The sequence below is a fragment of the Pseudomonas sp. GW822-FHT03F08 genome (genome assembly GCF_058801265.1).
This window is the reverse complement of the sequence record NZ_JBXANC010000007.1, coordinates 16,738-42,345: the sequence shown is the minus strand read 5'-3', so window position 1 is coordinate 42,345 and position 25,608 is coordinate 16,738. Positions and strand designations below refer to the sequence as shown.

Below are 25,608 nucleotides of genomic sequence, written 5' to 3'. Positions count from 1 at the left end.
AGGCGTCAACCAGCCGACCCTTCGTTCCACAGACCTTGGAACCCGACACAGCTATGTCATCGCGTAAATTTGGACTCAACCTGGTGGTGGTTCTGGCAATCGCCGCCCTGTTCACCGGTTTCTGGGCGCTGATCAACCGCCCCGTCTCCGCGCCGAACTGGCCGGAGCAGATCTCCGGCTTCTCCTATTCACCGTTCCAGCAAGGACAGTTCCCGCAGAAGGATCAGTATCCGTCCGACGATGAAATGCGCCGCGACCTGGAGATCATGAGCAAGCTGACGGACAACATCCGCATCTACTCGGTCGACGGTTCCCTGCAGGACATCCCGAAACTGGCTGAAGAGTTCGGCCTGCGCGTGACACTGGGGATCTGGATCAGCCCGGACCAGGAACGCAACGAGCGCGAAATCACCCGCGCCATCGAACTGGCCAATACCTCGCGCAGCGTGGTGCGCGTGGTGGTCGGTAACGAAGCGATCTTCCGCAAGGAAATCACCGCCGAACAACTGAGCGTGCTGCTCGACCGCGTACGTGCAGCAGTGAAAGTGCCGGTGACCACTTCCGAACAGTGGCACGTCTGGGAAGAGCACCCGGAACTGGCCAAGCACGTCGACCTGATCGCCGCGCACGTTCTGCCTTACTGGGAGTTCATTCCGGTGGACAAGGCCGGGCAGTTCGTTTTCGACCGCGCCCGCGACCTGAAAAAGATGTTCCCGAAAAAACCGCTGCTGCTGTCCGAAGTGGGCTGGCCGAGCAACGGCCGCATGCGCGGTGGCGCCGATGCGTCGCCGGCGGATCAGGCGATCTACCTGCGCACGCTGGTCAACAAACTCAACCGCCAGGGCTTCAACTACTTCGTGATCGAAGCGTTTGACCAGCCGTGGAAGGCCAGCGACGAAGGTTCGGTCGGCGCTTACTGGGGCGTGTTCAACGCCGCGCGCCAGCAGAAGTTCAACTTCGAAGGCCCGGTGGTGGCGATCCCGCAATGGCGCGTGCTGGCCATCGGCTCGGTGGTGCTGGCGCTGTTGTCGCTGACCCTGCTGATGATTGACGGCTCGGCCCTGCGCCAGCGCGGCCGTACGTTCCTGACGTTTATCGCGTTCCTGTGCGGTTCGGTGTTGGTGTGGATCGGTTACGACTACAGTCAGCAATACAGCACGTGGTTCAGCCTGACGGTGGGTTTCCTGCTGGCGCTTGGTGCGCTCGGGGTGTTCATCGTGCTGCTGACCGAGGCCCACGAACTGGCCGAGGCCGTGTGGATTCACAAGCGTCGCCGTGAATTCCTGCCGGTGGTCGGCGACTCGGACTACCGCCCGAAAGTCTCGATTCACGTGCCTTGCTACAACGAGCCGCCGGAGATGGTCAAACAGACCCTCGACGCCCTGGCCAACCTCGACTATCCGGACTTCGAAGTCCTGATCATCGACAACAACACCAAGGATCCGGCGGTCTGGGAACCGGTGCGCGACTACTGCGAAACCCTCGGCCCGCGCTTCAAGTTCTTCCACGTCTCGCCCCTGGCCGGTTTCAAGGGTGGTGCGCTGAACTACCTGATCCCGCACACCGCCAAGGACGCCGAAGTGATCGCGGTGATCGACTCCGACTACTGCGTGCACCCGAACTGGCTCAAGCACATGGTGCCGCACTTCGCCGACCCGAAAATCGCCGTGGTGCAGTCGCCGCAGGACTACCGCGACCAGAACGAAACCACCTTCAAGAAGCTCTGCTACGCCGAATACAAAGGCTTCTTCCACATCGGCATGGTGACCCGCAACGACCGCGACGCGATCATCCAGCACGGCACCATGACCATGACCCGTCGCTCGGTGCTCGAAGAACTGGGCTGGGCCGACTGGTGTATCTGTGAAGACGCCGAACTCGGTCTGCGCGTATTCGAGAAAGGCCTGTCGGCGGCGTATTACCACGACAGTTACGGCAAGGGTCTGATGCCGGACACCTTCATCGACTTCAAGAAGCAGCGTTTCCGCTGGGCCTACGGTGCGATCCAGATCATCAAGCGTCACACCGGCAGCCTGCTGCGCGGCAAGGACACCGAGCTGACCCGTGGCCAGCGTTACCACTTCCTCGCGGGCTGGCTGCCGTGGGTCGCGGACGGCATGAACATCTTCTTCACTGTCGGCGCGCTGTTGTGGTCGGCGGCAATGATCATCGTGCCGCAACGGGTCGATCCGCCGCTGCTGATTTTCGCAATCCCGCCGCTGGCGCTGTTTGTGTTCAAGGTCGGCAAGATCATCTTCCTGTACCGTCGCGCCGTGGGCGTGAACCTGAAGGATGCGTTCTGCGCGGCACTGGCCGGTCTGGCGTTGTCGCACACCATCGCCAAAGCGGTGCTGTACGGCTTCTTCACCAGCAGCATTCCGTTCTTCCGCACGCCGAAAAACGCTGACAACCATGGCTTCTGGGTGGCGATTTCCGAAGCCCGGGAGGAGCTGTTCATCATGCTGCTGTTGTGGGGCGCGGCGCTGGGGATCTTCCTGGTGCAGGGCCTGCCGAGCAACGACATGCGCTTCTGGGTGACCATGCTGCTGGTGCAGTCGCTGCCGTACGTGGCGGCGCTGATCATGGCGTTCCTGTCGTCGCTGCCGAAACCGGCGCCGACGCCTGAACCGGCACCGGCCGTCTAAATCCTCTGCGATGCACTAAACGGCGGCCAATGGTCGCCGTTTTGCTTTAAGATAACCGCCATTTTGCGGGGCTTGGCGTGATATCCAACCCTGTGGGAGCGAGCTGACTCGCGATGGCAATGTAACAATCAGCCTTTATGTTGACTGACACACCGCCATCGCCAGCAGGCTGGCTCCCCCATTGGCCCTTGCCCAATTTCAAGCATCCGGAGTTTTCCATGACGGCCCACGCCGACCTTTCGCCGACCCTCCAACTCGCCATCGACCTGATCCGCCGTCCGTCCGTGACGCCGGTCGACGCCGATTGCCAGAAGCAGATGATGCAGCGCCTGGGCGATGCCGGTTTCACCCTGGAGCCGATGCGCATCGAAGATGTGGATAACTTCTGGGCGATCCACGGCAAACACGACGGCCCGGTGCTGTGCTTCGCCGGTCACACCGACGTGGTGCCGACCGGCCCGGTGACCGCGTGGCAGATCGACCCGTTCAACGCAGTGATCGACGAACACGGCATGCTCTGCGGCCGTGGCGCGGCGGACATGAAAGGCAGCCTGGCCTCGATGACCGTGGCGGCCGAGCGCTTCGTCGCCGACTACCCGGATCACAAGGGCAAGGTTGCGTTCCTGATCACCAGCGACGAAGAAGGCCCGGCGCATCACGGCACCAAGGCTGTGGTCGAGCGTCTGGCCGCCCGTAACGAGCGTCTGGACTGGTGCATCGTCGGCGAACCATCGAGCACTACCCTGGTGGGCGACGTGGTGAAGAACGGTCGTCGCGGCTCCCTCGGCGCCAAACTGACCGTACGCGGCGTGCAGGGCCACGTGGCCTATCCGCACCTGGCGAAGAACCCGATCCACCTCGCTGCCCCGGCTCTGGCCGAGCTGGCCGCCGAGCATTGGGATCACGGCAACGACTTCTTCCCGCCGACCAGTTTCCAGATTTCCAACGTCAACTCCGGCACCGGCGCGACCAACGTGATTCCGGGCGATCTGGTGGCGTTGTTCAACTTCCGTTTCTCCACCGAATCGACGGTCGAAGGCCTGCAGAAACGCGTCGCCGACATCCTCGACAAGCATGGCCTGGACTGGCACATCGACTGGGCGCTGTCCGGTCTGCCGTTCCTCACCGAGCCGGGCGCGCTGCTCGACGCGGTGTCGTCGAGCATCAAGCAGATCACCGGTCGCGAGACCAAGGCGTCCACCAGCGGCGGCACCTCCGATGGCCGTTTCATTGCGACCATGGGTACGCAGGTTGTTGAACTGGGCCCGGTCAACGCGACCATCCACCAGGTCAACGAGCGCGTGCTGGCGGCCGACCTCGACGTGCTGACCGAGATCTACTACCAGACCCTGATCAAGTTGCTCGCCTGATGCTCGCGTGCCCGATCTGCAGTGAACCGCTGAACGCGGTGGACAACGGTGTGGTCTGCCCCGCCGGCCACCGCTTCGACCGTGCGCGCCAGGGTTACCTGAACCTGTTGCCGGTGCAGCACAAGAACAGTCGCGACCCTGGCGACAATCAGGCGATGGTCGAGGCCCGCCGCGACTTCCTGAACGCCGGCCACTATGCGCCGGTAGCCAAGCGTCTGGCGGAACTGGCGGCGAGTTATGCGCCGGCCCGCTGGGTCGATATCGGTTGTGGCGAGGGTTATTACACCGCGCAGATCGCAGAGGCCTTGCCGGATGCTGACGGTTACGCGCTGGATATTTCGAAGGAAGCGGTCAAACGCGCCTGCAAACGCAATCCGGCGCTGACCTGGTTGATCGCCAGCATGGCCCGGGTGCCTTTGGCCTCCGGCAGCTGCCAGTTTCTGGCCAGCGTCTTCAGTCCACTGGATTGGGAAGAAGCCAAGCGTCTGCTCAGCGTCGGCGGCGGCCTGATGAAGGTCGGCCCGACCAGCGGCCATCTGATGGAACTGCGCGAACGCCTGTACGACGAAGTGCGCGAGTACACCGACGACAAGCACCTGGCCCTGGTGCCGGAAGGCATGGCGCTGGCGCACAGTGAAACCCTCGAATTCAAACTGACGCTGGACAAGCCCGAGGATCGCGCCAACCTGCTGGCGATGACGCCCCACGGCTGGCGCGCCAGTGCCGAACGCCGTGCCGCAGTGATCGAACAGCCCGAGCCGTTCGTGACCACTGTGTCGATGCGCTACGATTATTTCGTTCTTCAATAACTTTTGGTCCCGGGCAACGACCCGGGGCCGGCTAAATCCGCGAATGGATTTTTCAGACCCGCAGTGAGGATATCCATGCGCCAACCGGACATCGAGATTTACCTGAAAGACGCCGACGTCGACCACAAGGCCATTTCCGCCTGGCTGGGCGCCGCCCTTGGCCCGTGCAGCGACTGGGTACAGAAAGGTCAGACCTACAAGTGCAAGGCCGGCAACATCCCGGTGACCTGGCTGCCAAAAGCCGTGGGCAAGTGGAACAGCCTGTACCTGGAAAGCGATGCGACCCCATGGGACGACGACATCGCCTGCGCCCGCGCAGCCTTTGCCGCGCTGAACGTCGAAGTGCGCTGCGCGCCGGGGACGTGGGTCGAGGAAGAAGGTGAGGAAACGGCGGATCGCTGGATTCGCATCAGCGAAGACGGTGAAGAAGAGATCACCTGGAAAACTGCCTGACGCTGAACACTCCCACGCTCTGCGACCCACGGCGGACGCAGAGCGCGGGAACGATCATTACAGGCCTACAACATCCTCGGCCTGCAAGCCCTTCTGCCCTTCCACCACCGCGTATTCAACCTGCTGACCCTCGGTCAGCGAACGGTGGCCTTCGCCGCGGATCGCGCGGTAGTGCACGAACACGTCCACCCCGTCTTCGCGCTGAATGAAGCCGTAGCCCTTGGCGTCGTTGAACCACTTCACGTTGCCGGTTTCACGTGTTGCCATCTGTTCATACTCCTTTTTTATTATTGAACAGGCTTTTCGCAGGAAAGCCTTTGCGGAACGTCAGCCTGCGTCCGACGTCCATAAAAGGGCCCCGGCGACAGAGCGCCGAGTATATGACAGGCGACAAAACTCTCAACAGGAGATTACTTCGCCGCTTTTTTGCCGATTTTCGAGTAATCCGGCAAACTGTCGACCGCCCGAGCAAACGCTCGGTTTATCCACTCATGCAGAAGCCGTATGACCCGTTCCCCGTTCCGCCGTCTTGTGTTTGGCACCTTGCGCCGACTGTTGTATCTCTGGGTTCGCTCCGAGACGATCAACCAGTCGTCGTTCACCCTCAACCTCGACCGCAGTCGTCCGGTGTTCTACGTCCTGCAAAACCCATCGCTGACCGATCTGGCGGTGGTCGACACCGAATGCACCAAGGCCGGTTTGCCGCGCCCGGTGCTGCCGGTGTCAGTCGGAAATCTGCTGGAGCCGGCGGCGTTCTTCTACCTGACGCCGGACCCGGACTGGCTCGGCCGCCAGGACAAGCGCGGTGCGCCGCCGACCCTGACCCGACTGGTCAGCGCCCTGAGCCAGAATGCCGCCGAAGACGCGCAGATCATTCCGGTCAGTGTGTTCTGGGGCCAGTCGCCGGACAGCGAGAACAGCCCGTGGAAATTGCTGTTCGCCGACAGCTGGGCGGTCACCGGGCGCCTGCGCCGCCTGCTGAGCATCATGATTCTGGGCCGCAAGACCCGCGTGCAATTCTCAGCACCGATCCACCTGCGCGAGCTGATAGAACACAACAAGGGCCACGAGCGCACCGTGCGGATGGCCCAGCGGATCCTGCGGGTGCACTTCCGCAACCTCAAGGCTGCGGTGATCGGCCCGGACATTTCCCACCGCCGTAACCTGGTCAAGGGCCTGCTCAACCAGCCACTGGTCAAGCAAGCGATCCTCGACGAAGCCGAACGCGAAAACATCTCCCCGGAAAAAGCCAAGGCCCAGGCCCTGCGCTACGGCAACGAGATCGCCTCGGACTACACCTACACCGCAATCCGTTTTCTGGAAGTGGTGCTGAGCTGGTTCTGGAACAAGATCTACGACGGGATCAAGGTCAATCACATCGAAGGCGTGCAGAAGGTCGCCCAGGGTCACGAAGTGATCTACGTGCCGTGCCATCGCAGCCACATCGACTATCTGCTGCTGTCGTACTTGCTGTTTCGCAACGGCCTGACCCCTCCGCACATTGCCGCCGGGATCAACCTCAACATGCCGGTGATCGGCAGCCTGCTGCGCCGTGGCGGTGCGTTCTTCATGCGCCGCACGTTCAAGGGCAACCCGCTGTACACCTCGGTGTTCAACGAATACCTGCACACCCTGTTCACCAAAGGCTTCCCGGTCGAATACTTCGTCGAGGGCGGCCGCTCGCGTACCGGCCGCATGCTGCAACCGAAAACCGGGATGCTGGCGATCACCATGCGCAGTTTCCTGCGTTCGTCGCGGATGCCGATCGTGTTCGTGCCGGTGTACATCGGCTATGAGCGCGTACTTGAAGGTCGTACCTACCTCGGCGAACTGCGCGGTGCGAGCAAGAAGAAAGAGTCGATTTTCGACATCTTCAAAGTCATCGGCGCGCTCAAGCAGCGCTTCGGCCAGGTGGCGGTGAACTTCGGCGAACCGATCAAGCTCGCGGAATTCCTCGACAGCGAACAACCGGGCTGGCGTCAGCAGGAACTCGGCCCACAGTACAAACCCGCGTGGCTCAACGAAACCACCAATCGCCTCGGCGAGAAAGTCGCGCAGCATCTGAACGAAGCGGCGGCGATCAACCCGGTGAATCTGGTGGCGCTGGCGCTGCTGTCGACCACCCGGCTGGCGCTCGACGATCGGGCCATGGCGCGGGTGCTGGATCTGTACCTGGCGCTGCTGCGCAAAGTCCCGTACTCGCCGCATACCACGTTGCCGGAGGGCGATGGCCGGGCGCTGATCGAACACGTGAAGGACATGGACCTGCTGTCCGAGCAGAATGATGCGCTGGGCAAGATTCTGTATCTGGACGAGCAGAACGCCGTCCTGATGACTTACTACCGCAACAACGTGCTGCACATCTTCGCCCTGCCGGCGCTGCTGGCGAGCTTCTTCCAGAGTGCATCGCGCATGAGCCGCGAACAGATCCTGCGCTACACCCGCGCGCTGTATCCGTACCTGCAATCGGAGCTGTTCATCCGTTGGACCCTGGACGAACTGGACGCGGTGATCGATCAGTGGCTGGAAGCGTTCGTCGAACAAGGCCTGCTGCGCTTCGAGAAAGACGTGTACCTGCGTCCGGCGCCAAGCTCGCGGCATTTCGTGCTGCTGACCCTGCTGTCGAAGAGCATCGCCCAGACCCTGCAACGCTTCTACATGACCGTGTCGTTGCTGCTCAACGCAGGCCAGAACACCATCAGCGCCGAAGAGCTGGAAGACCTGTGCACGGTCATGGCCCAACGCCTGTCGATCCTGCATGGCCTGAACGCACCGGAGTTCTTCGACAAGAGCCTGTTCCGCCACTTCATCCAGACCATGCTCGACCTCGACGTGTTGCGTCGCGACGAAGCGGGCAAATTGAGCTACCACGAACTGCTCGGCGAACTGGCCGAAGGCGCAGCCAAACGGGTGTTGCCGGCGGAGATTCGCTTGTCGATCCGTCAGGTGGCGTTGCATCGCAGTGAAGATGCAGCCGATCAGCCCGCCACCCCTGCGCAGAGCGACTAAATTCCTACAGGCGCCAGGCTTCTTCTGGCGCCGTCGATACGGAGATTTCCGATGAAAAAACTATCCCTGCTGGCCGCCGCCACATTGCTCAGCGCCTGCCAATCGACCTCGCCAGCCGGCAAAGCCAGCCTCGACGGTGAAGTGTTCTACCTGCAACGCATCGCCCTGCCACCGAGCGCAACCTTGAGCGTAAGCCTGCAGGACGTCTCGCTGGCCGATGCTCCGGCGGTAGTGCTCGACGAACAGAAAGGCCCGGTCAAAGGCCAGGTGCCACTGCCATTCCACTTGAGCTACGATCCGGCCCAGGTCAAACCCGGCCACCGCTATTCGGTCAGCGCACGCATCGAAGTCAACGGCGAGCTGATGTTCATCACCACCGAAAACCATGCCGTGCAGCTTGATGGCAAGGATCCGCAGCCGCTGAAGATCCGCGTCGACGCCGCCCGCTAATTCTTTTGAACAAGGAAGCTTTCATGCTCCGTCCAACCCTTCGCTTCGCCGGCCTGTGCGCGGGCCTGATGATCTCCGCCAACGCTATGGCCCTGTCACTGAGCGACCTGTCGCAAGGCGACGCCACCGGCGGCCTCAAGGACGCCCTGACCCAAGGTGCGCAACTGGCCGTCAAACAACTTGGCACGCCGGGCGGCTTCAGCAATAACCCGGACGTGAAAATCGAGCTGCCGGGCAAACTCGGCAAAGTCGCCGGCAAGATGAAAGCGTTCGGCATGGGCGCCCAGGTCGACGAGCTGGAAACCGCCATGAACAAGGCCGCGGAAACCGCCGTGACCCAGGCCCAGCCGATCCTGGTCGACGCCGTGAAGAAAATGAGCGTGGCCGACGCCAAAGGCATCCTCAGCGGTGGCAACGACTCCGCCACCCAATACCTGGACAAATCCAGCCGCGAACAGATCCGCGCCAAGTTCCTGCCGATCGTCAAACAGGCGACCGACAAAGTCGGCGTGGCGCAGAAATACAACGCCTTCGCCGGCCAGGCTGCAACGTTGGGCGTAGTGGATGCAAAAAGCGCCAATGTCGAAAACTACGTCACCGAACAGGCACTGAACGGCCTGTTCGAGATGATCGGCAAACAAGAAGAAACCATCCGCAAGAACCCGGCCGCTGCGGCGACGAGTCTGGCGAAGAAGGTGTTTGGCAGCCTCTAGGCCGACGCTGCACGGGAGCGAGACAACTCGCTCCCGTCCTTCAACTCACTGGCTGGACTGCGTAAAAAGAACACCCACTCGCTGCCCATTTTCCTTTTCTCGAAGACCTGCAACTCGACCAGCCCATTCAGGGCTGACATCGCCGTGCTGCAAGAACAGCCCAAGTGCTCCTTCACATTGCTCGCCGTAAATTCCTTCGCCACTCCACTCTTGGCCACCTGATACAGCGCCCGCTGTCTTTGCGTCAGCCGCTCGAAAAAACCCGACGCCATCAGCCACCGCTCAAAGTCTTCCGTGTACGCCAGGCTTTTGCGGTAGACGTCCGTGAAGCGACTGACTGCACGCTGAATCACCGAACACTGGAACTCGATGAAATACGTCAGATCCAGTTCGTCGGCCTCGCTGTGCAAATACGAACGTCCGTACTTCACCGGTGCGTTGCGCAGCAAAGGACTGATCGCAATGTAGCGAAATGCCGAAAACTCGTGTTTGAACATGAACCAGTAGAACAACGCCCTCGCAACCCGTCCGTTGCCATCGCGAAACGGATGTTCGTAGCCCAGAGAAAAATGCAGCGTGATCGCCTTGATCAACGGGTGCAGGTAGTCCCTTTCTTGAGGTGAACCGAGTGGCTGATTGATCCAGCGTACGAGCCTCTGCAAACGCATCACCAGCCCGACAGCCGGCGGCGGTGTATGCACCGTGTTGCCCTCGCCATCCTGTACCACCACTTCATCGTTCGTCCTGAAAAAACCGGGACTGTATTGCGCGTCATCGATCCCCTCGACGCCCACCCGATGCATTGCCGCGATCAAGTCGACGCTCAAGGGCTGGTAACGGTTTTCCCAGGCGAAATTCATCATCCTGTAATTGCCCATGACCATGCGCTCATCCGGCGTGCGCGGCTGCCGTTGATACTTGAGCATGTCCTTGGCAACTCGCGTGGTCGTGGCCGCACCTTCCAACTGGCTGCTGGCGACCACTTCGTCTTCGATCAGATCATTGAGCAAATAACTGAAATGCGACCGTTCGCCGATCTGCCCGGTCATGCATTCCAGCGAAGCGGAAGTCGTCTGCAGATCGACGGCCGAAAGGGTTTTCCGTGCCGATGGCGTCAGCAAATACTTGCCCCACTGCGGCGGCTCGCCCAACGGCAGGAGATTGACGTACTGCGCAGCCCTCGCCCTCTTCACCAACGCCCAACACAAACGAGCATCCAGCCCCGGCGCCCAGCGATAGCGCAAATCCTCAAAAGGCAAATAACGCCCCCGATCATCAAGAGGCTTGAGCAGCGCCAGATAATCCACCAGATGCTGCTTGTGAGGCGCCCGCGCCAACAAATCGAATACCGGATCGGACCGTCCTTTCAATACCGGCGGCTTCTTCACAAAAAACCTCTCGATCACTCATAAAAACAGAGGATCGAGTACAACACCCAAGACCGGACGTCCTCAATATCAGAGAATTCTGAAAAAGCTGTAGGAGCCCCCACAACCCACAACCACTCAAACACAATGAGCGTTAGCTCGAGTACCGCTCTTGACGTGCCGGCCCCTTCGGCAGGCTGAGTGGAGGGATTTATCCGGGGGTAGGCGCGAAGCGCCGTTCGACGCAGTCGAACACATCGAGAGGAGGTGCAGCGAAGCAAACCGGAGGCGATGCCCCCGGATGAATCCCGGAACGAAGGAACACCGAGCCAAAGCGAGGTGCCGAACGCCGGGGCCCAGCCTTTTGCTTACTTTTTGGCGTTTGAAAAAGTGAGCCGCTGTAAGAGCGGAACCGCCAGCGGCAGCACCCGAAGCAACGGATATTCACAAAGAACACCCAGAGCCTGGCGGGCCCGCAGGCCGCCACGCTCAACAAACCAAATCACCCGTCCCGACGAACCCGGAACCAAGCCGCATACAACGCCGGCAAAAACAAAAGCGTCAGAGCCGTCGCCACAATCAACCCCCCCATGATCGCCACCGCCATCGGCCCGAAAAACACACTGCGCGACAACGGAATCATCGCCAGCACCGCCGCCAGCGCCGTCAACACAATCGGCCGGAACCGCCGCACCGTCGCTTCGATGATCGCCTGCCAAGGCCTGAGCCCCGCCGCAATATCCTGCTCGATCTGATCCACCAGAATCACCGAGTTGCGCATGATCATCCCCGACAGCGCAATCGTCCCGAGCATCGCCACAAACCCGAACGGCTGACGGAACACCAACAGAAACAGCGTCACCCCGATCAACCCTAGCGGTGCCGTCAGAAACACCATCGCCGTGCGCGAGAAACTGCGCAGCTGCACCATCAGCAACGTCAGCACCACGACAATGAACATCGGCACACCGGCATTCACCGACTTCTGCCCGCGCTCGGAATCCTCGACGGTGCCGCCGACATCCAGCAGATAACCGTCAGGCAATTCAGCGCGAATCGGATCGAGGGTCGGCATGATCTGTTTGACCAGCGACGCCGGCTGCTCTTTGCCGTAAATGTCCGCACGCACGGTCACGGTCGGCAGCCGGTTGCGGTGCCAGATGATGCCTTCCTCGAAGCCATATTCCAGCGTGGCAATCTGCGACAGCGCAACGCTGCGACCGTTGTCGGTCGGCACTGCCAGACTCGGCAGCAGCGACAGTTCGGTGCGCTCGTGCACGGTGCCGCGCAGGAGGATTTCAATCAATTCGTTGTCTTCGCGGTACTGGCTGACGCTGGAACCGGTCAGCGAACTCTGGAGGAATTTCGCCAGATTCGCCGTGCTCACACCCAGTGCCCGGGCGCGATCCTGATCAATGTTCAGGTACACGACCTTGCTCGGCTCTTCCCAGTCCAGATGCACGTTCACCACATGTGGATTCTCGCGAACCTTGGCCGCGACTTTCCGCGCCAGGGCCCGGACTTCTTCGATGTGCTCGCCGGTGACACGGAACTGCACCGGATAACCGACCGGCGGGCCGTTTTCCAGCCGCGTGACCCGCGAGCGCAGGGCCGGGAATTGCTCGTTCAAGGTATCGATCAGCCACGTACGCAGCGCCTCACGCTCCTCGATGGTTTTCGCCAGCACGACGAACTGGGCGAAGCTCGCCGCTGGCAGTTGTTGATCCAGCGGCAGGTAGAAACGCGGCGATCCGGTGCCGACGTAGGCCACGTAATTGTCGATGCCGGCGTGATCCTTGAGCATCGCTTCCAGTCGCTTGACCTCGGCGGTGGTGTTGGCCAGCGAAGCGCCTTCGGCCAGTTTCAGATCGACCATCAGCTCCAGCCGGTTGGAGGCCGGGAAGAACTGCTGCGGGACGAACTTGAACAGCATCACCGAGGCGACGAACAGCCCCACCGTCAGCACGATCACCGTTTTGCGCCGACGCACGCACCATTCCACCAGCCGTCGAACCCGCTGGTAAAACGGTGTGGCATAAGGGTCCGGATGTCCGTCCCCCGAACCGTGTTTGGCGGCGTGAATTTTCGCCAGATCCGGCAGGAGTTTTTCCCCGAGGTACGGCACAAACATCACCGCCGCCACCCATGAAGCGAGCAACGCGATGGTGACAACCTGGAAGATCGAGCGGGTGTATTCACCGGTGCCGGACTGCGCGGTAGCAATCGGCAGGAAGCCTGCGGCAGTGATCAGCGTGCCGGTGAGCATCGGGAACGCGGTGCTGGTCCAGGCGTAACTGGCCGCCTTGATCCGGTCGAAACCCTGCTCCATTTTGATCGCCATCATTTCCACGGCGATGATCGCGTCGTCCACCAGCAAGCCCAGCGCCAGCACCAGCGCACCGAGGGAAATCTTGTGCAGGCCGATACCGAGGTAATACATGCAGGCGAACGTCATCGCCAGCACCAGCGGAATGGTCAGCGCCACCACCATGCCGGTGCGCACGCCGAGGGAGAAGAAACTCACCAGCAACACGATGGCCAGCGCTTCAACCAACACCTGGACGAACTCGCCAACACCACTTTTCACCGCCGCCGGCTGATCGGACACCTTGCGCAACTGCATGCCGGCCGGCAGGTTTTTCTGGATGCGGGAGAATTCGACTTCCAGGGCCTTGCCCAGCACCAGAATGTCGCCACCGTCCTTCATCGCCACCGCAAGCCCGATCGCGTCTTCGCCCATGAAGCGCATGCGCGGTGCCGGTGGATCGTTGAAACCGCGCCGCACATCAGCGACATCAGAGATACGGAACGTACGATCACCGACGCGGATCGGGAAGTTCCTGATCTCGTCGACTGTCTGAAAATTCCCCGAAACCCGAAGCTGCAACCGCTCGCTGCCGGTCTCGAAGAACCCGGCGGTGGACACTGCGTTCTGCTCTTCAAGCGCCTGCTGAACGGCTGCCAGCGGCAGGCCGAGCGTGGCGAGTTTGACGTTGGACAGCTCGACCCAGATCTTCTCGTCCTGCAGCCCGAGCAGATCGACCTTGCCCACGTCCTTGACCCGCTGCAGCTGGATCTGGATGCGGTCGGCATAATCCTTGAGCACCGCGTAGTCGAAACCGTCGCCGGTCAGCGCATAGATATTGCCGAAGGTGGTGCCGAATTCATCGTTGAAAAACGGTCCCTGAATCCCCGGTGGCAGGGTCTGGCGAATGTCGCTGACCTTCTTGCGCACCTGATACCAGAGGTCCGGGATCTCCACCGAATGCATCGAGTCGCGGGCAATGAATGTGACCTGGGATTCACCGGGGCGGGAGAACGAGACAATGCGTTCGTACTCGCCGGTTTCCATCAGTTTCTTTTCGATGCGCTCGGTGACCTGACGCGAGACTTCCTGCGCCGTGGCGCCCGGCCAGCGGGTCTGGATGACCATGGCCTTGAAGGTGAACGGCGGGTCTTCACTCTGCCCCAGCTTGGTGTAGGACAAGGTGCCGACGATGGCCAGCAGAAGCATCAGGAACAGTACGATCTGGCGATTACGCAGCGCCCATTCGGAAAGGTTGAAGCGCATCGGGCCTTACTCCTTGTCCGCCAGATTGACCACACGGTTGGAGCGATCCACGGGACGCACCTGCTGCCCTTCCAGCAGCACATGCACGCCGGCGGCCACTACCCAGTCGCTGGCGTTGAGGCCTTCGAGCACCGGCACGGTTTTCTCACCGAACGGACCGATGCGCACGGGCGTCTTTTTCAAGGTGTTGTTGGCGCTGACGACCCAGACATAGGTCGCGCCGTTTTCGGCGGTCAGGGCCGAGAGCGGCACCGACAGCGGGATTACGTCGGCGGTCTGCACGAATACCCGGGCGCTCTGGCCGAGTTCTGCGGGGACTTTGCCGGCGGTGAATGAAATGCGCGCGGCGAAGGTACGGGATTTCGGATCGGCGGCCGGCGACAGCTCGCGGATCTGCCCGGCGAAGCGCTGGTTCTGTTGAGTCCACAGCTCCACCGACACTGGCTGGCCGACCTTGAAGCGACCGAAGCTCTGTTCCGGCAGGCTGATCAGTACTTCACGCTCACCATCGGTGGCGAGGGTGAAAACGGTCTGCCCGGCGGCGACCACTTGTCCGACCTCTACCGAGCGTTTGGCGACCACGCCATCCTGTGGCGCACGCAGCACGGCGTAACTGGCCTGATTGGTCGAGACGTTGAATTCGGCTTTGATCTGTTTGAGGCGGGCTTCGCCGGAGCGGTAGAGGTTTTCGGCATTGTCGTAGGCCGAGCGGCTGACCATCTGCCGTTCCATCAGAGTCTTGTAGCGGTCACGCTCGGCGCGCACCAGATTCAGATTGGCTTCGGCGGCAGTGACCTGGGCGCGGGTGGCTTCCAGTTGCAGGCGCACGTCCTGCGGATCGAGTTCGGCCAGCGGCTGATCAGCCTTCACGCGCTGGCCTTCCTCGACCAGTCGTCGGCTGACTTTGCCACCGATACGGAACGCCAGATCCGGTTCATACCGGGCACGAACCTCGCCCGGATAACTTTCCATCGCCTGCGCCGAAGGCTCTGGCTGCACCACCATGGCCGGTCGCACGCTGACTTGCGTCACCTCTTCCTTGCCACATGCCGACAATAAGAACGCCAGAGTGACTGGCACCGCAAAGGACAACGCATGGCGGAACATGGTGAAGGACCTTTCGCTAAGGAGGCTTGGAATAATTATACTGACCGGTATGTTATTAATAGCAAACTCACCAGTCCAGTATTAAAAGCGAAGAATGTCGAACAATCTTTCAGCTCCAAACGGCCCCGGCCGCCCGAAGGATCCGGCCAAGCGCCAGGCGATTCTCGAAGCGGCGAAAATCCTGTTCCTGAGTCACGGCTATGCCAACACCAGCATGGACGCGGTGGCCGCCGAGGCTGGCGTGTCGAAGCTGACGGTCTACAGCCATTTCAATGACAAGGAAACGCTGTTTTCTGCCGCCGTCGTCGCCAAATGCGAGGAGCAATTGCCGCCGCTGTTCTTCGAATTGCCGGACGGCATCGCGGTGGAAAATGTGTTGCTGAACATTGCCAGAGGCTTTCATCACCTGATCAACAGCGACGAGTCGGTGAACCTGCATCGCCTGATCATGGCGCTGGGCAGTCAGGATCCGAAGCTGTCGCTGATCTTCTTCGAGGCCGGTCCCCAGCGCATGGTGCAAGGCATGGAGCGCTTGCTGCGGCGGATTCATGAAACCGGCGTGCTGAGCATCGACAACCCGCACAACGCCGCCGAGCACTTCTTCTGCCTGATCAAGGGCGCGGGGAATTTCCGGCTGCTGTACGGCTGCGGTGAACCACTGACGGACGAGGCAGCGGAAAGCCATGTGCAGGAAGTGGTCGAGCTGTTCATGCGGGCCTATCGCCCCTGAAAACAAAAATCCCACGCCATGCGTGGGATTTTCTTATGCGGCGACTCAGGCCTTGAGCGCTTTCTTCGGGTAAATGTCATAGCGACTGGACTTGCCGTCCAGCGCATGACTCGGCTTCGGCCCTTCGATGCACGGCGCCTTGCGCGGGCGCTTGACCACTACCCGGTGCGTGGCCAGCGCCAACGCCGCTTCCAGCAGGGCCGGCGCATCCGGATCATCGCCCACCAGCGGACGGAACAGGCGCATTTCCTTCTTCACCAATGCGGTTTTCTCACGGTGCGGGAACATCGGGTCGAGGTAGATCACCTGCGGTGGCTCGCCCTCCCAGTTACGCATCACGTCGATGGAGTTGCCCTTGAGCAGCGTCATCCGCGCCACGATCGGCGCCACGTCGAAATCTTCCGCCGCGCGGGCCAGGCCATCCTCCAGCAAGGCGCCGATCAGCGGCTGGCGCTCGATCAGGCTCATCTCGCAGCCCAGGCTCGCCAGCACGAACGCATCTTTCCCGAGCCCCGCCGTGGCATCCAGCACCCGCGGACGCACACCCTGGGCGATGCCGACCGCCTTGGCGATCATCTGACCGCTGCCGCCGCCGTACAACCGACGATGCGCCGCGCCACCCTCGACGAAGTCGACCCGCACCGGCCCCGGCGCATCCGGCCCCAGCTGTTGCAGTTGCAAACCCTGCTCGCCGACCTGCAGGGCGAACTCGCCGTCAGCCACCTGCAACGGCAGGTTCAGGCGCTGCGCCCACTGCTCGGCCTGCGCTTCAAACGTCGGGCCGAGGGCTTCGACATGGATGCGGCAGGCCGCGGGTTGCTCAATCATGGAAAACACGCTCAAAAAAGTTAAGGATCGGCAAAAACCGCCGATAACCCAATCAACGCGCATTTTGCCAGAGCTGAGCGTCAACCGAAAAAAATGTCAGGCATTCTTCCCACATCGATTGGCTACATCTCGCCCCATGGCGATTTCAGCCGTCAAAACACTCAAGCACTGAGCGGCGTCAGTCACCTGTGGCAGGATTTCTTTGCCCAGGCGATGGCCGAACAGTCGAGTGATGTGGTGCCGGCCTGCGGCACATTCCCACCGGTTGATCTGCAAAGCCCTGAAGAACCGACAGTCGGCAGCGAACTGCACGCGCACATCATCAGCCAGCGCGAATGCAACGTGGTGGAAACTCCGGTTCGCCCGCCTGAGCCGCTGTTCCTGCCGATTGCCGAAATCGACATGACACTGGCCGAGCCATACCCTCCGTTCCCGCCAGAAGCCATCAAGACTCAGCAAAAGCAGCAGGATTTCGACAGCAGCTGGGTTCGTCCGGTCGTGATCAACAACGGCCAGCCGATTCCGGAACCGGGCCCTGCCCCGCAGAAAAAGCCGTTGTACCTGCCGATTGCCGAGTTCGACCTGGATCTGCTGCAGCCTTACCCGCCGCTCCCGCCGGAAGAAATCGTCGAACAGCAGAAAGCCCTGGACTTCGATAACGGCTGGGTGCGCCCGATCGTTCAGCAGAACCTGCGCATCGCCGCCTGATCCCGCCCCGCCTCAACCCTTGAAGAATTGATTGGCCTTGGCGTACGGCATCGAACGCGAAGTGAAGCCGAACGTGCCCGATTGCTGGATTTCCTCGGCAGCCCGGAAGAACTCGCCAAACGCCGCCAGAGCCAGCGCCGAGCCGGTGCTGATCCGCTTCACACCCATTTCTTCCAGCTGCTGCACGGTCAGTTTCAGGCCACCGGACATCAACACGTTGACCGGTTTCGGCGCGACTGCGCGCACCACCGCCAGGACCTCTTCAGCCGTCCTCAGACCCGGAGCGTAGAGCACGTCGGCGCCAGCCTCGGCGAACGCCTGCAAACGGCGAATGGTGTCGTTGATGTCCGGATTGCCGTGCAGGTAGTTTTCCGCGCGGGCCGTCAGGGTGAAGGGAAACGGCAGCGTGCGCACCGCTGCGACGGCGGCTTCTATCCGCGCCACCGCGTGTTCGAAGCAGTAGATCGGAGCATCCGGACGGCCAGTGGCATCTTCGATCGAACCACCCACCGCACCCGCTTCGGCTGCACGCAACAGGCTTTGCGCGGACTCGGCTGGAGCGTCAGCGAAACCGTTTTCCAGGTCCACCGCCACCGGCAGATCCGTGGCTGCGGCAATTGCCCGAACATTGTCCAGAGTCTGTTCGAGCCCCAAAGCGCCATCGGGTTTGCCCTGGGAAAACGCATAACCGGCACTGGTGGTCGCCAACGCCTGGTAGCCCAGACTGGCCAGCATCTTCGCCGAACCTGCGTCCCACGGATTGGGAATCACGAAAATCCCGGGACGTTCATGCAGGGCTTTGAAGGCTTCGGCTTTACGGGCTTGTTCTTTGCGGGCTTGGGCGTCCATCGGCAGGCTCCTGGGCAGGAAAAAGAATCCGCCTCAGAGCAGGCCAAGTTGCTCGGCAGCGGGCTCTCTGTATAGCTCAGGCAGGGACGGCAGGCCAGGCAAACGTTGCATCAGTTGTGCATGGAAACGTTGCGCTAGCTTCGCCGCCAGAAGGTTATCGGCGGTGTGCAGGAAGATGTACGGCGTGCGCCCTTCTTCGATCCATTCGGCGATTTTCGCCACCCACGGCACCAGGAACGGGTCGTTGGCTTCAAGCTCGGGATGGCCGATGAAGCGCACCTGCGGAAACAGGGTGAACGCTGCCGGACGGGTTGGCACCCGGGGCTTTTTCGATTGGGCGTGGATCACCGAAGACTCGGTGGACAGACAACTGAACAACGCGCGCGGATCGAGGCAGATGCGCTCCACACCGCGATCCAGCAGCAGACGATTGAGCAGGCGTTCGCTTTCGCCCTTGGCGAAGAACTGTTCGTGCCGCACTTCCACCGCCAGCGGTCGATCAAACGCGTCGATGAAGGCTGCGAGTTCTGGCAAACGTTGCGGAGTGAAGCTCTTCGACAGTTGCAGCCAAAGCGGCGACACGCGTTCACCGAGGGGGCTGAGTAACTGGATGAAGGTTTCGGCAGCAGTCAGTTGATCGCGCAGATCACCGCTGTGGCTGATGTCGCCGGGGAATTTGGCAGTGAAGCGAAAGTGCTCGGGCATGACCTCGGCCCAACGCTGCACGGTGGCCGGCGAGGGGCTGGCATAGAAGGTCGTGTTGCCTTCCACGGCGTTGAACACTTGCGAATAGAGACCGAGGAAATCAGAGGTCTTGGCGTCTACCGGATACAGATACTCGCGCCAGGCGTTTTCACTCCAGGACGGGCAACCGAGGTAGTAAGGCAGATCCATCAGATGTAAAGGTCGAGGCCCAGCACGTCTGCGTCCCAATCGACAAAACCGGCGGTGCTCAGGTAGCTGGCCAGGGCCATGGCCACGCTTTTCTTCATCGCACGGTGATAAATCATGTCTTGTTGGCGGGCGGGCAGATTGCTCAGGCGTTGCGCAGCGTTTTTGGCAGCACGGGCGGCCAGTTGCGCCTCGGTGGGGAATTCCAGCTCGCCTTCGATATCCTCGACGGACTCATCCAGCGCCGGATTGCCTTTGCGAGGCTTGCGCTTGATGGGGTAGGACTGAGTGGAAACGCCGTCTATACGCATAAAGTCATGCTCGGTATCGATGATGGCAATTTAGCGGCACCTGACCGACTTAGCAAATCGCCGAGTGATAACTAGAACACATAAAAGACAAAAGGTTTAAAGCGGGGCGTTGGAAACTGACGATTGGCAGGAGCTGGCGGAACCCTGTGGCGGGTGCCACAGGGAGATTGTCTTCAGCGGGCTTTCGGGGTGGCCACTTTATCGCGCAGGTAAACCGGCTGGGCGTCGTCGGCCGGGATCGACTCACCGCGCGCCCAGGCGAAGCGGGCCAGCGTCAGCAGGTCTTCGGCATGGGGCAGCATGCCCGCGTCGGAACCGCTCAGATTGACCGCGATGCGCTCGCCGTAGCCCCAACCGGTGCCGGCACCGAACCAGTCGCCAGTCGCATCGTCCGGCAGCGCGGCGACTTCCGGCGGCAACACCGCTTCGGTGCCGACCAGACGCATCTCCCCGGCCGTCTCGCGATAGCAGCCCCAATACACTTCATCCATGCGCGCATCGATGGCCGCCGCGACCTGGCTCACGCCGTGTTCGCGATAAGCACGTTGCGCCAGCACCGCCAGATTCGACACCGGCAACACAGGGCGATCCAGCGCAAACGCCAGGCCTTGCACCACGCCGATGGCGATGCGCACACCGGTGAAAGCGCCCGGGCCACGACCGAAGGCGATAGCGTCCACGGCTTGCAGCGTGGTGCCGGCGTCGGCCAGCAGTTGCTGGATCATCGGCAGCAGTTTCTGCGCGTGCAGGCGCGGGATCACCTCGTAATGGCTCGTGACCTTGCCGTCATGCAGCAAGGCAACGGAGCAAGCTTCAGTCGCGGTGTCCAGGGCCAGCAAGGTGCTCATCGATGTGTCCGTAAATCAGGTGGGGAAAAAGTGCGCCAGTATAAACAACTACGGCCCGCAAGCGGGCCGTGGATGATGCAGCGGATCAGGTTTTTCAGCTCAGCGCTTCAAGAACCTTGGCGGTGATCGCTTCAACCGAACCGACACCCGGGATATGGCTGTACTTCGGCTTGCCGTTGGCAGCCGACAGCTTCTGGTAGAAATCCACCAGCGGCTTGGTCTGCGAGTGGTAGACCGACAGGCGATGGCGCACGGTTTCTTCGGTGTCGTCTTTGCGCTGCACCAGCTCTTCACCGGTGATGTCGTCTTTACCGGCAATTTTCGGCGGGTTGTAGACGATGTGGTACACGCGGCCGCTGGCCTCGTGAACACGACGACCGGCGATACGCTGAACGATTTCTTCGTCTTCAACGGCGATTTCAACCACCGCATCCAGCTCGACACCGGCAGTCACCAGCGCTTCAGCCTGAGGAATGGTGCGCGGGAAACCGTCGAACAGGAAACCGTTGGCGCAGTCAGCCTGAGCGATGCGGTCCTTGACCAGTGCGATGATCAGGTCATCCGACACCAGGCCGCCGGCATCCATGATGCTCTTGGCTTGAACGCCCAGCGGAGTGCCGGCCTTGACCGCAGCACGCAGCATGTCGCCGGTGGAGATTTGCGGGATGCCGAATTTCTCGGTGATGAACTTAGCCTGAGTACCTTTACCGGCCCCGGGAGCTCCCAGCAGAATGACGCGCATTAGATGTGCTCCTCAATTTTTTTATAAAAAGCTTTTGCAAAACAACGGATTCGCCTCATGGGGCGAAATCCTGGAAATAGGGTCGTGACCGCCCAAACGGCCAGAGGCTGACCAAGATACACAGCAGGCTGCGCCCACACAAGACGCCAAAAGTCGGAGAAACCGGCGCCTGCCGCGACCTTGCGACGCGGTTCCCCAAGTCGCAACCCCATCATTAACTGTCGCCTGACCGCATTTTCCCCACGATCAATAAACGGCACCCGACGTTTGCCCCGGGTGCCCCGCCCCACGCAGAAAACCTTAGCCGGTATTTCGCAAACCGGCGGCAATCCCCGCCACAGACACCAGCAACGCCTGTTCCACCGGGCTGCCCTGCTCGACATTCTGCTGCCGCGAACGCGCCAGCAGCTCAGCCTGCAATAGATGCAGCGGGTCGAGATAGGTGTTGCGCAGACGGATGAATTCGAGGGTGTCCGGGCTATGTGCCAGCAGCTGCGACTGACCGGTCAGGCCGAGGACCACGGAACATGCCTGCGACAATAGGTCGCGTAAGTGCACACCCAAAGGTAACAAGTCCGACTCAACCAGTCGCTCGTCGTAGGACAGCGCAATGTCGGCGTCAGCCTTGGCCAGCACCATCTCCAGCATGTCGATGCGGGTGCGGAAAAACGGCCACTGCTCGCGCATCTGCCCCAGCAATTCGCCTTCGCCACGCGCCAGTGCCTTGCTCAACGCGGTTTCCCAACCGAGCCAGGCCGGCAGCATCAGGCGGGTCTGGGTCCAGCCGAAGATCCACGGAATCGCCCGCAGGCTTTCGATACCACCGGCGCGGCGCTTGGCTGGACGGCTGCCCAACGGCAAACGTCCCAACTCCTGCTCTGGCGTTGACTGGCGGAAATACTCGACGAATTGTGGGTTTTCCCGCACCACGGCACGGTAAGCGGCGACACCGTCGGCGGCCAATTCGTCCATCAGATGTCGCCATTCCGGCGTCGGCGGCGGCGGTGGCAGCAAGGTCGCTTCGAGCACGGCAGCCAGATAGAGATTGAGGTTTTGTTCGGCGATGTCAGGCAGGCCGAATTTGAATCGAATCATTTCCCCCTGCTCGGTGGTGCGGAAACGCCCGGCCACCGAACCCGGCGGCTGCGACAGGATCGCCGCGTGAGCCGGGCCACCACCACGGCCCACGGTGCCACCGCGACCGTGGAACAGCAGCAGTTCGACTTGCTGCTCGCGACAGATTTCCACCAGCCGCTCCTGCGCCCGATATTGCGCCCACGCCGCCGCGGTGGTGCCGGCATCCTTGGCCGAGTCGGAGTAACCGATCATCACTTCCTGCGGGCCTTGCAGACGCGCGCGATAACCCGGCAACAGCAACAGGCGCTCGATCACCGGGCCGGCGTTGTCGAGGTCGGCGAGGGTTTCGAACAGCGGCACCACGCGCATCGGCCGCAGTACGCCGGACTCTTTGAGCAGCAGTTGCACCGCCAATACATCGGAGGCAGCGCCGGCCATGGAGATCACGTAAGAGCCCAGCGAAGCGCCCGGCGCGGCAGCGATTTCCTTGCAGGTGGCTAGCACTTCGGCAGTGTCCGCCGAGGGTTTGAAATGCGCCGGCAGCAACGGCCGACGGTTTTGCAGTTCGCGGGTCAGGAAGCTGATGCGTTGTTCTTCGTCCCAGTCTTCATAGCGACCGAGGCCGAGGTAATCGGTGATTTCGGTCATGGCCGCGCTGTGTCGCGACGAATCCTGACGTACGTCGAGGCGCACCAGGAACAGGCCGAAGGTCACGGCCCGGCGCAAGCAATCGAGCAACGGCCCGTCAGCGATCACGCCCATGCCGCACTCGTGCAGCGAGTGGTAGCACAGCTCCAGCGGATCGAGCAGGTCGCGGTTGTTGTGCAGCACATCCGCCGGGGCCGGAGTGTTCGCCGCCAGCGATGCATGAGCCCAGTTGCGCGTAGCGCGCAGGCGTTCACGCAATTGCTTGAGCACGGCGCGATAGGGTTCGGCGCTGTCGCCGGCCTTGGCCTTGAGCGCTTCGCTGGCCTGTTGCATCGACAGTTCAGCCGCCAGGTGATCGACATCGCGCAAATACAAATCTGCTGCCATCCAGCGCGCCAGCAACAGTACTTCGCGAGTCACCGCAGCGGTGACATTCGGGTTGCCGTCACGGTCGCCGCCCATCCACGACGCGAAGCGGATCGGCGCAGCCTCCAGCGGCAAACGCAGGCCCGTGGCGGCGAACAGTGCCTGATCGGCCTTGCGCATATGGTTGGGAATCGCCTGCCACAGCGAGTGCTCGATCACTGCAAAACCCCACTTGGCCTCGTCCACCGGGGTCGGCCGGGTGCGGCGGATTTCTTCGGTGTGCCAGGCTTCGGCGATCAAACGTTGCAGGGTGTTCTGGATCTGCTCGCGCTCGGCGCTGGTCAGGTCGCGGTGATCCTGGGCCGCCAGTTGCGCGGCGATCGCGTCGTACTTCTGGATCAGCGTGCGCCGGGCCACTTCGGTCGGGTGCGCGGTCAGCACCAGCTCGATCTCCAGTCGCGACAGTTGCCGTGCAAGGGAATCGGCGCTGTGCCCTTCCTCGCGCAAACGGGCGAGCAATTCCGGCAGCACCCGGGACTCGAACGGCGCGGCCTGCGACTCTTCGCGACGATGGATGAGCTGGTACTGCTCGGCGATGTTCGCCAGGTTGAGAAACTGGTTGAACGCCCGCGCCACCGGGAGCAATTCGTCTTCGCTCAACTGATTGAGGCTGGCGCTGAGTTCAGCGTCCATCGAGCCGCGTCGGTCAGCCTTGGCGCCCTTGCGAATCTGCTCGATCTTGTCGAGAAACGCCTCGCCGTACTGGTCACGAATGGTGTTGCCCAACAGCTCACCGAGCAGGTGAACGTCTTCGCGCAAGCGTGCATCAATATCGGTCATCAGCATCTCTCCAGCAGTAATCGGTGACGGATCGCAAGTGAGTGGATGAACAGAGAGTGCCGCTCTGGGACGCTTCTTACAAGCAGACGACGAAGGGACTTTAAACCTTGCGCTCTGAAGCTAGTCTCAACAGTAAGCCCCACAACGGCTTGCCGCCGGCTGACGGCGGACACTCACCCAGACCTGCCACGAGCAGGTGCGACATGAGGTCATTATGAAAATCCGTGAACTCGCCCAGCATTGGGAAGAAACCGCCAAGGGTCGTCTGACCGAGACCGGCTACACGATTCATCTGGATGTGGAAGCGGCCGCACGGCTGGCCGCGATTGCCGAGATGTACCCCAAACGCCACGCCGAAGAACTGCTCGGCGAGCTGATCGGCGCCGCCCTCGAAGAGTTCGAAGCGAGCCTGCCGTATGTCAAAGGTTCGACCGTGGTCGCGACCGATGAGGAAGGTGATCCGCTGTATGAAGACGTCGGCCCGACGCCGCGTTTTCTCGCGTTGTCGCGGCGTCATCTGCACGATTTATCGGCCGCCGTCGGTAAGCAGAAACACTGATTTTCCCTGCCTCTCCTCTCCCTTGAACAGCCCTGTCCCCGAGCCTGAAATGGCTCGGGGATACCGCTGCGCGCGTCCAAAGTTCCCGGTTTAGAGCCCTGTCCATTCGGTCAGAATATTTTTTGGCGATGAGCCATCTTTTCTGAACTTTTAAAAAAAGCCTTCGGTCGGAACAGGTAACCACGCCTGGAACGAGCGTTTCAAAACGCACTTGCACATGACGGTTGCGGCTCCGCTACCAGGATGGATTTCGAAGCTTTCAAGGAGTTAACCAATGGAGTTGAAGACCATGAAGACCCAAACCTCGTTCTCCCACCTGCGCGGTCTGAAACTGGCCGCTCTCGCCATCGGCACCAGCTTCGTGCTGGCCGGTTGCGCCGGCAATCCACCGTCCGAGCAGTACGCCGTCACCCAATCGGCGGTCAACAGCGCGGTCAGCGCCGGCGGTACCGAATTCGCCGCCGTGGAAATGAAGCAGGCACAGGACAAGCTCAAACAAGCCGAAATCGCCATGCACGACAAGAAGTATGACGAGGCTCGCAAGCTGTCCGAGCAAGCCGAGTGGGACGCTCGCGTAGCAGAACGCAAAGCTCAGGCGGCGAAAGCTGAACTCGCTGTGAAGGATGCCCAGAAAGGTGTTCAGGAACTGCGTCAGGAAAGTCAGCGCACCGTGCAATAAGCGCGCATCCCGACTGCAAGGCTGAATCTCTTACCGAT

General features: G+C 61.4%; 22 protein-coding genes. 11 read left to right on the top strand and 11 right to left on the bottom strand.

Going from position 1 to position 25,608, the window contains the following annotated elements; all coding sequences use genetic code 11:
* Nucleotides 1-53 precede the first annotated feature (53 nt).
* The 4 genes from AC1RME_RS18350 to AC1RME_RS18335 all read left to right on the top strand — a co-directional run bounded on the left by AC1RME_RS18350 (nt 54) and on the right by AC1RME_RS18335 (nt 5,277).
* Complete coding sequence (locus tag AC1RME_RS18350; RefSeq protein WP_249485210.1) at nt 54-2,645, top strand: glycosyltransferase; 2,592 nt, start codon at nt 54-56, stop codon at nt 2,643-2,645.
* Between the two features lie 218 nt (nt 2,646-2,863).
* Nucleotides 2,864-4,015: a succinyl-diaminopimelate desuccinylase gene (gene dapE / locus AC1RME_RS18345; protein ID WP_096819639.1), complete on the top strand. Its 1,152-nt coding sequence runs from the start codon at nt 2,864-2,866 to the stop codon at nt 4,013-4,015.
* The gene (locus tag AC1RME_RS18340) at nt 4,015-4,824 is read left to right on the top strand and encodes a putative RNA methyltransferase (RefSeq protein ID WP_096819640.1); all 810 of its coding nucleotides are present in this window, start codon (nt 4,015-4,017) and stop codon (nt 4,822-4,824) included. Before dapE ends, AC1RME_RS18340 begins: the two co-directional genes overlap by 1 nt.
* Nucleotides 4,825-4,899: 75 nt before the next feature.
* The gene (locus AC1RME_RS18335; protein ID WP_085605197.1) at nt 4,900-5,277 is read left to right on the top strand and encodes a hypothetical protein; all 378 of its coding nucleotides are present in this window, start codon (nt 4,900-4,902) and stop codon (nt 5,275-5,277) included.
* Between the two features lie 57 nt (nt 5,278-5,334).
* Here the strand turns inward: AC1RME_RS18335 and AC1RME_RS18330 are convergent, their stop codons facing one another.
* Complete coding sequence (locus AC1RME_RS18330; protein ID WP_007954750.1) at nt 5,335-5,544, bottom strand: cold shock domain-containing protein; 210 nt, start codon at nt 5,542-5,544, stop codon at nt 5,335-5,337.
* 237 nt (nt 5,545-5,781) lie between these two features.
* On the opposite strand from AC1RME_RS18330, the gene plsB reads away from it, so the two are divergent.
* Genes plsB through AC1RME_RS18315 form a run of 3 tightly spaced genes read left to right on the top strand, consistent with a single transcriptional unit; the run spans nt 5,782 to nt 9,449 of the window.
* Nucleotides 5,782-8,286, top strand: coding sequence for a glycerol-3-phosphate 1-O-acyltransferase PlsB (gene plsB / locus AC1RME_RS18325; protein ID WP_493091603.1), 2,505 nt, complete (start codon nt 5,782-5,784; stop codon nt 8,284-8,286).
* 51 nt (nt 8,287-8,337) lie between these two features.
* On the top strand, nt 8,338-8,736 hold the full coding sequence (locus AC1RME_RS18320) for a YbaY family lipoprotein (RefSeq protein WP_096819642.1): 399 nt from the start codon (nt 8,338-8,340) through the stop codon (nt 8,734-8,736).
* Between the two features lie 23 nt (nt 8,737-8,759).
* Nucleotides 8,760-9,449 carry a DUF4197 domain-containing protein gene (locus tag AC1RME_RS18315; RefSeq protein WP_096819643.1) on the top strand — a complete coding sequence of 230 codons (690 nt, stop codon included), beginning with the start codon at nt 8,760-8,762 and terminating at the stop codon, nt 9,447-9,449.
* Here the strand turns inward: AC1RME_RS18315 and AC1RME_RS18310 are convergent.
* The 3 genes from AC1RME_RS18310 to AC1RME_RS18300 form a co-directional block, all read right to left on the bottom strand.
* Complete coding sequence (locus AC1RME_RS18310) at nt 9,446-10,837, bottom strand: Fic family protein (RefSeq protein ID WP_096819644.1); 1,392 nt, start codon at nt 10,835-10,837, stop codon at nt 9,446-9,448. The two genes, AC1RME_RS18315 and AC1RME_RS18310, sit on opposite strands and share 4 nt — an antisense overlap.
* 481 nt (nt 10,838-11,318) lie before the next feature.
* Nucleotides 11,319-14,387, bottom strand: coding sequence for an efflux RND transporter permease subunit (locus tag AC1RME_RS18305; RefSeq protein WP_096819645.1), 3,069 nt, complete (start codon nt 14,385-14,387; stop codon nt 11,319-11,321).
* 6 nt (nt 14,388-14,393) lie between these two features.
* On the bottom strand, nt 14,394-15,494 hold the full coding sequence (locus AC1RME_RS18300; RefSeq protein ID WP_096819646.1) for an efflux RND transporter periplasmic adaptor subunit: 1,101 nt from the start codon (nt 15,492-15,494) through the stop codon (nt 14,394-14,396).
* A gap of 94 nt (nt 15,495-15,588) precedes the next feature.
* Between AC1RME_RS18300 and AC1RME_RS18295 the strand changes: the two genes are divergently transcribed.
* The gene (locus tag AC1RME_RS18295) at nt 15,589-16,224 is read left to right on the top strand and encodes a TetR/AcrR family transcriptional regulator (RefSeq protein ID WP_096819647.1); all 636 of its coding nucleotides are present in this window, start codon (nt 15,589-15,591) and stop codon (nt 16,222-16,224) included.
* Nucleotides 16,225-16,269: 45 nt separating this feature from the next.
* On the opposite strand, the gene AC1RME_RS18290 is transcribed toward AC1RME_RS18295, so the two are convergent.
* Nucleotides 16,270-17,052, bottom strand: coding sequence for a class I SAM-dependent methyltransferase (locus AC1RME_RS18290; protein ID WP_085712818.1), 783 nt, complete (start codon nt 17,050-17,052; stop codon nt 16,270-16,272).
* Between the two features lie 93 nt (nt 17,053-17,145).
* On the opposite strand from AC1RME_RS18290, the gene AC1RME_RS18285 reads away from it, so the two are divergent.
* Nucleotides 17,146-17,760, top strand: coding sequence for an energy transducer TonB (locus tag AC1RME_RS18285; protein WP_096819648.1), 615 nt, complete (start codon nt 17,146-17,148; stop codon nt 17,758-17,760).
* 12 nt (nt 17,761-17,772) lie between these two features.
* On the opposite strand, the gene AC1RME_RS18280 is transcribed toward AC1RME_RS18285, so the two are convergent.
* The 6 genes from AC1RME_RS18280 to ppc all read right to left on the bottom strand — a co-directional run bounded on the left by AC1RME_RS18280 (nt 17,773) and on the right by ppc (nt 24,332).
* Nucleotides 17,773-18,609, bottom strand: a complete 837-nt coding sequence (locus AC1RME_RS18280) for an isocitrate lyase/PEP mutase family protein (RefSeq protein WP_096819649.1) — start codon at nt 18,607-18,609, stop codon at nt 17,773-17,775.
* Between the two features lie 33 nt (nt 18,610-18,642).
* A complete protein-coding gene (locus AC1RME_RS18275; RefSeq protein WP_493091602.1) occupies nt 18,643-19,503 on the bottom strand; it encodes a DUF72 domain-containing protein in 861 nt (286 codons plus the stop codon).
* Entirely contained in the window at nt 19,503-19,811 is a 309-nt protein-coding gene (locus tag AC1RME_RS18270; RefSeq protein WP_096819651.1) for a hypothetical protein, read from the bottom strand. Before AC1RME_RS18270 ends, AC1RME_RS18275 begins: the two co-directional genes overlap by 1 nt.
* A 173-nt stretch (nt 19,812-19,984) precedes the next feature.
* Complete coding sequence (gene tsaB, locus AC1RME_RS18265; RefSeq protein ID WP_096819652.1) at nt 19,985-20,659, bottom strand: tRNA (adenosine(37)-N6)-threonylcarbamoyltransferase complex dimerization subunit type 1 TsaB; 675 nt, start codon at nt 20,657-20,659, stop codon at nt 19,985-19,987.
* Between the two features lie 94 nt (nt 20,660-20,753).
* On the bottom strand, nt 20,754-21,401 hold the full coding sequence (adk, locus tag AC1RME_RS18260; RefSeq protein WP_096819653.1) for an adenylate kinase: 648 nt from the start codon (nt 21,399-21,401) through the stop codon (nt 20,754-20,756).
* A gap of 300 nt (nt 21,402-21,701) precedes the next feature.
* Nucleotides 21,702-24,332, bottom strand: a complete 2,631-nt coding sequence (gene ppc, locus AC1RME_RS18255) for a phosphoenolpyruvate carboxylase (protein WP_493071648.1) — start codon at nt 24,330-24,332, stop codon at nt 21,702-21,704.
* Between the two features lie 214 nt (nt 24,333-24,546).
* On the opposite strand from ppc, the gene AC1RME_RS18250 reads away from it, so the two are divergent.
* The gene (locus AC1RME_RS18250) at nt 24,547-24,891 is read left to right on the top strand and encodes a pilin assembly protein (RefSeq protein WP_096819655.1); all 345 of its coding nucleotides are present in this window, start codon (nt 24,547-24,549) and stop codon (nt 24,889-24,891) included.
* 274 nt (nt 24,892-25,165) lie between these two features.
* Complete coding sequence (locus AC1RME_RS18245) at nt 25,166-25,570, top strand: DUF4398 domain-containing protein (protein WP_493091601.1); 405 nt, start codon at nt 25,166-25,168, stop codon at nt 25,568-25,570.
* Nucleotides 25,571-25,608 lie beyond the last annotated feature (38 nt).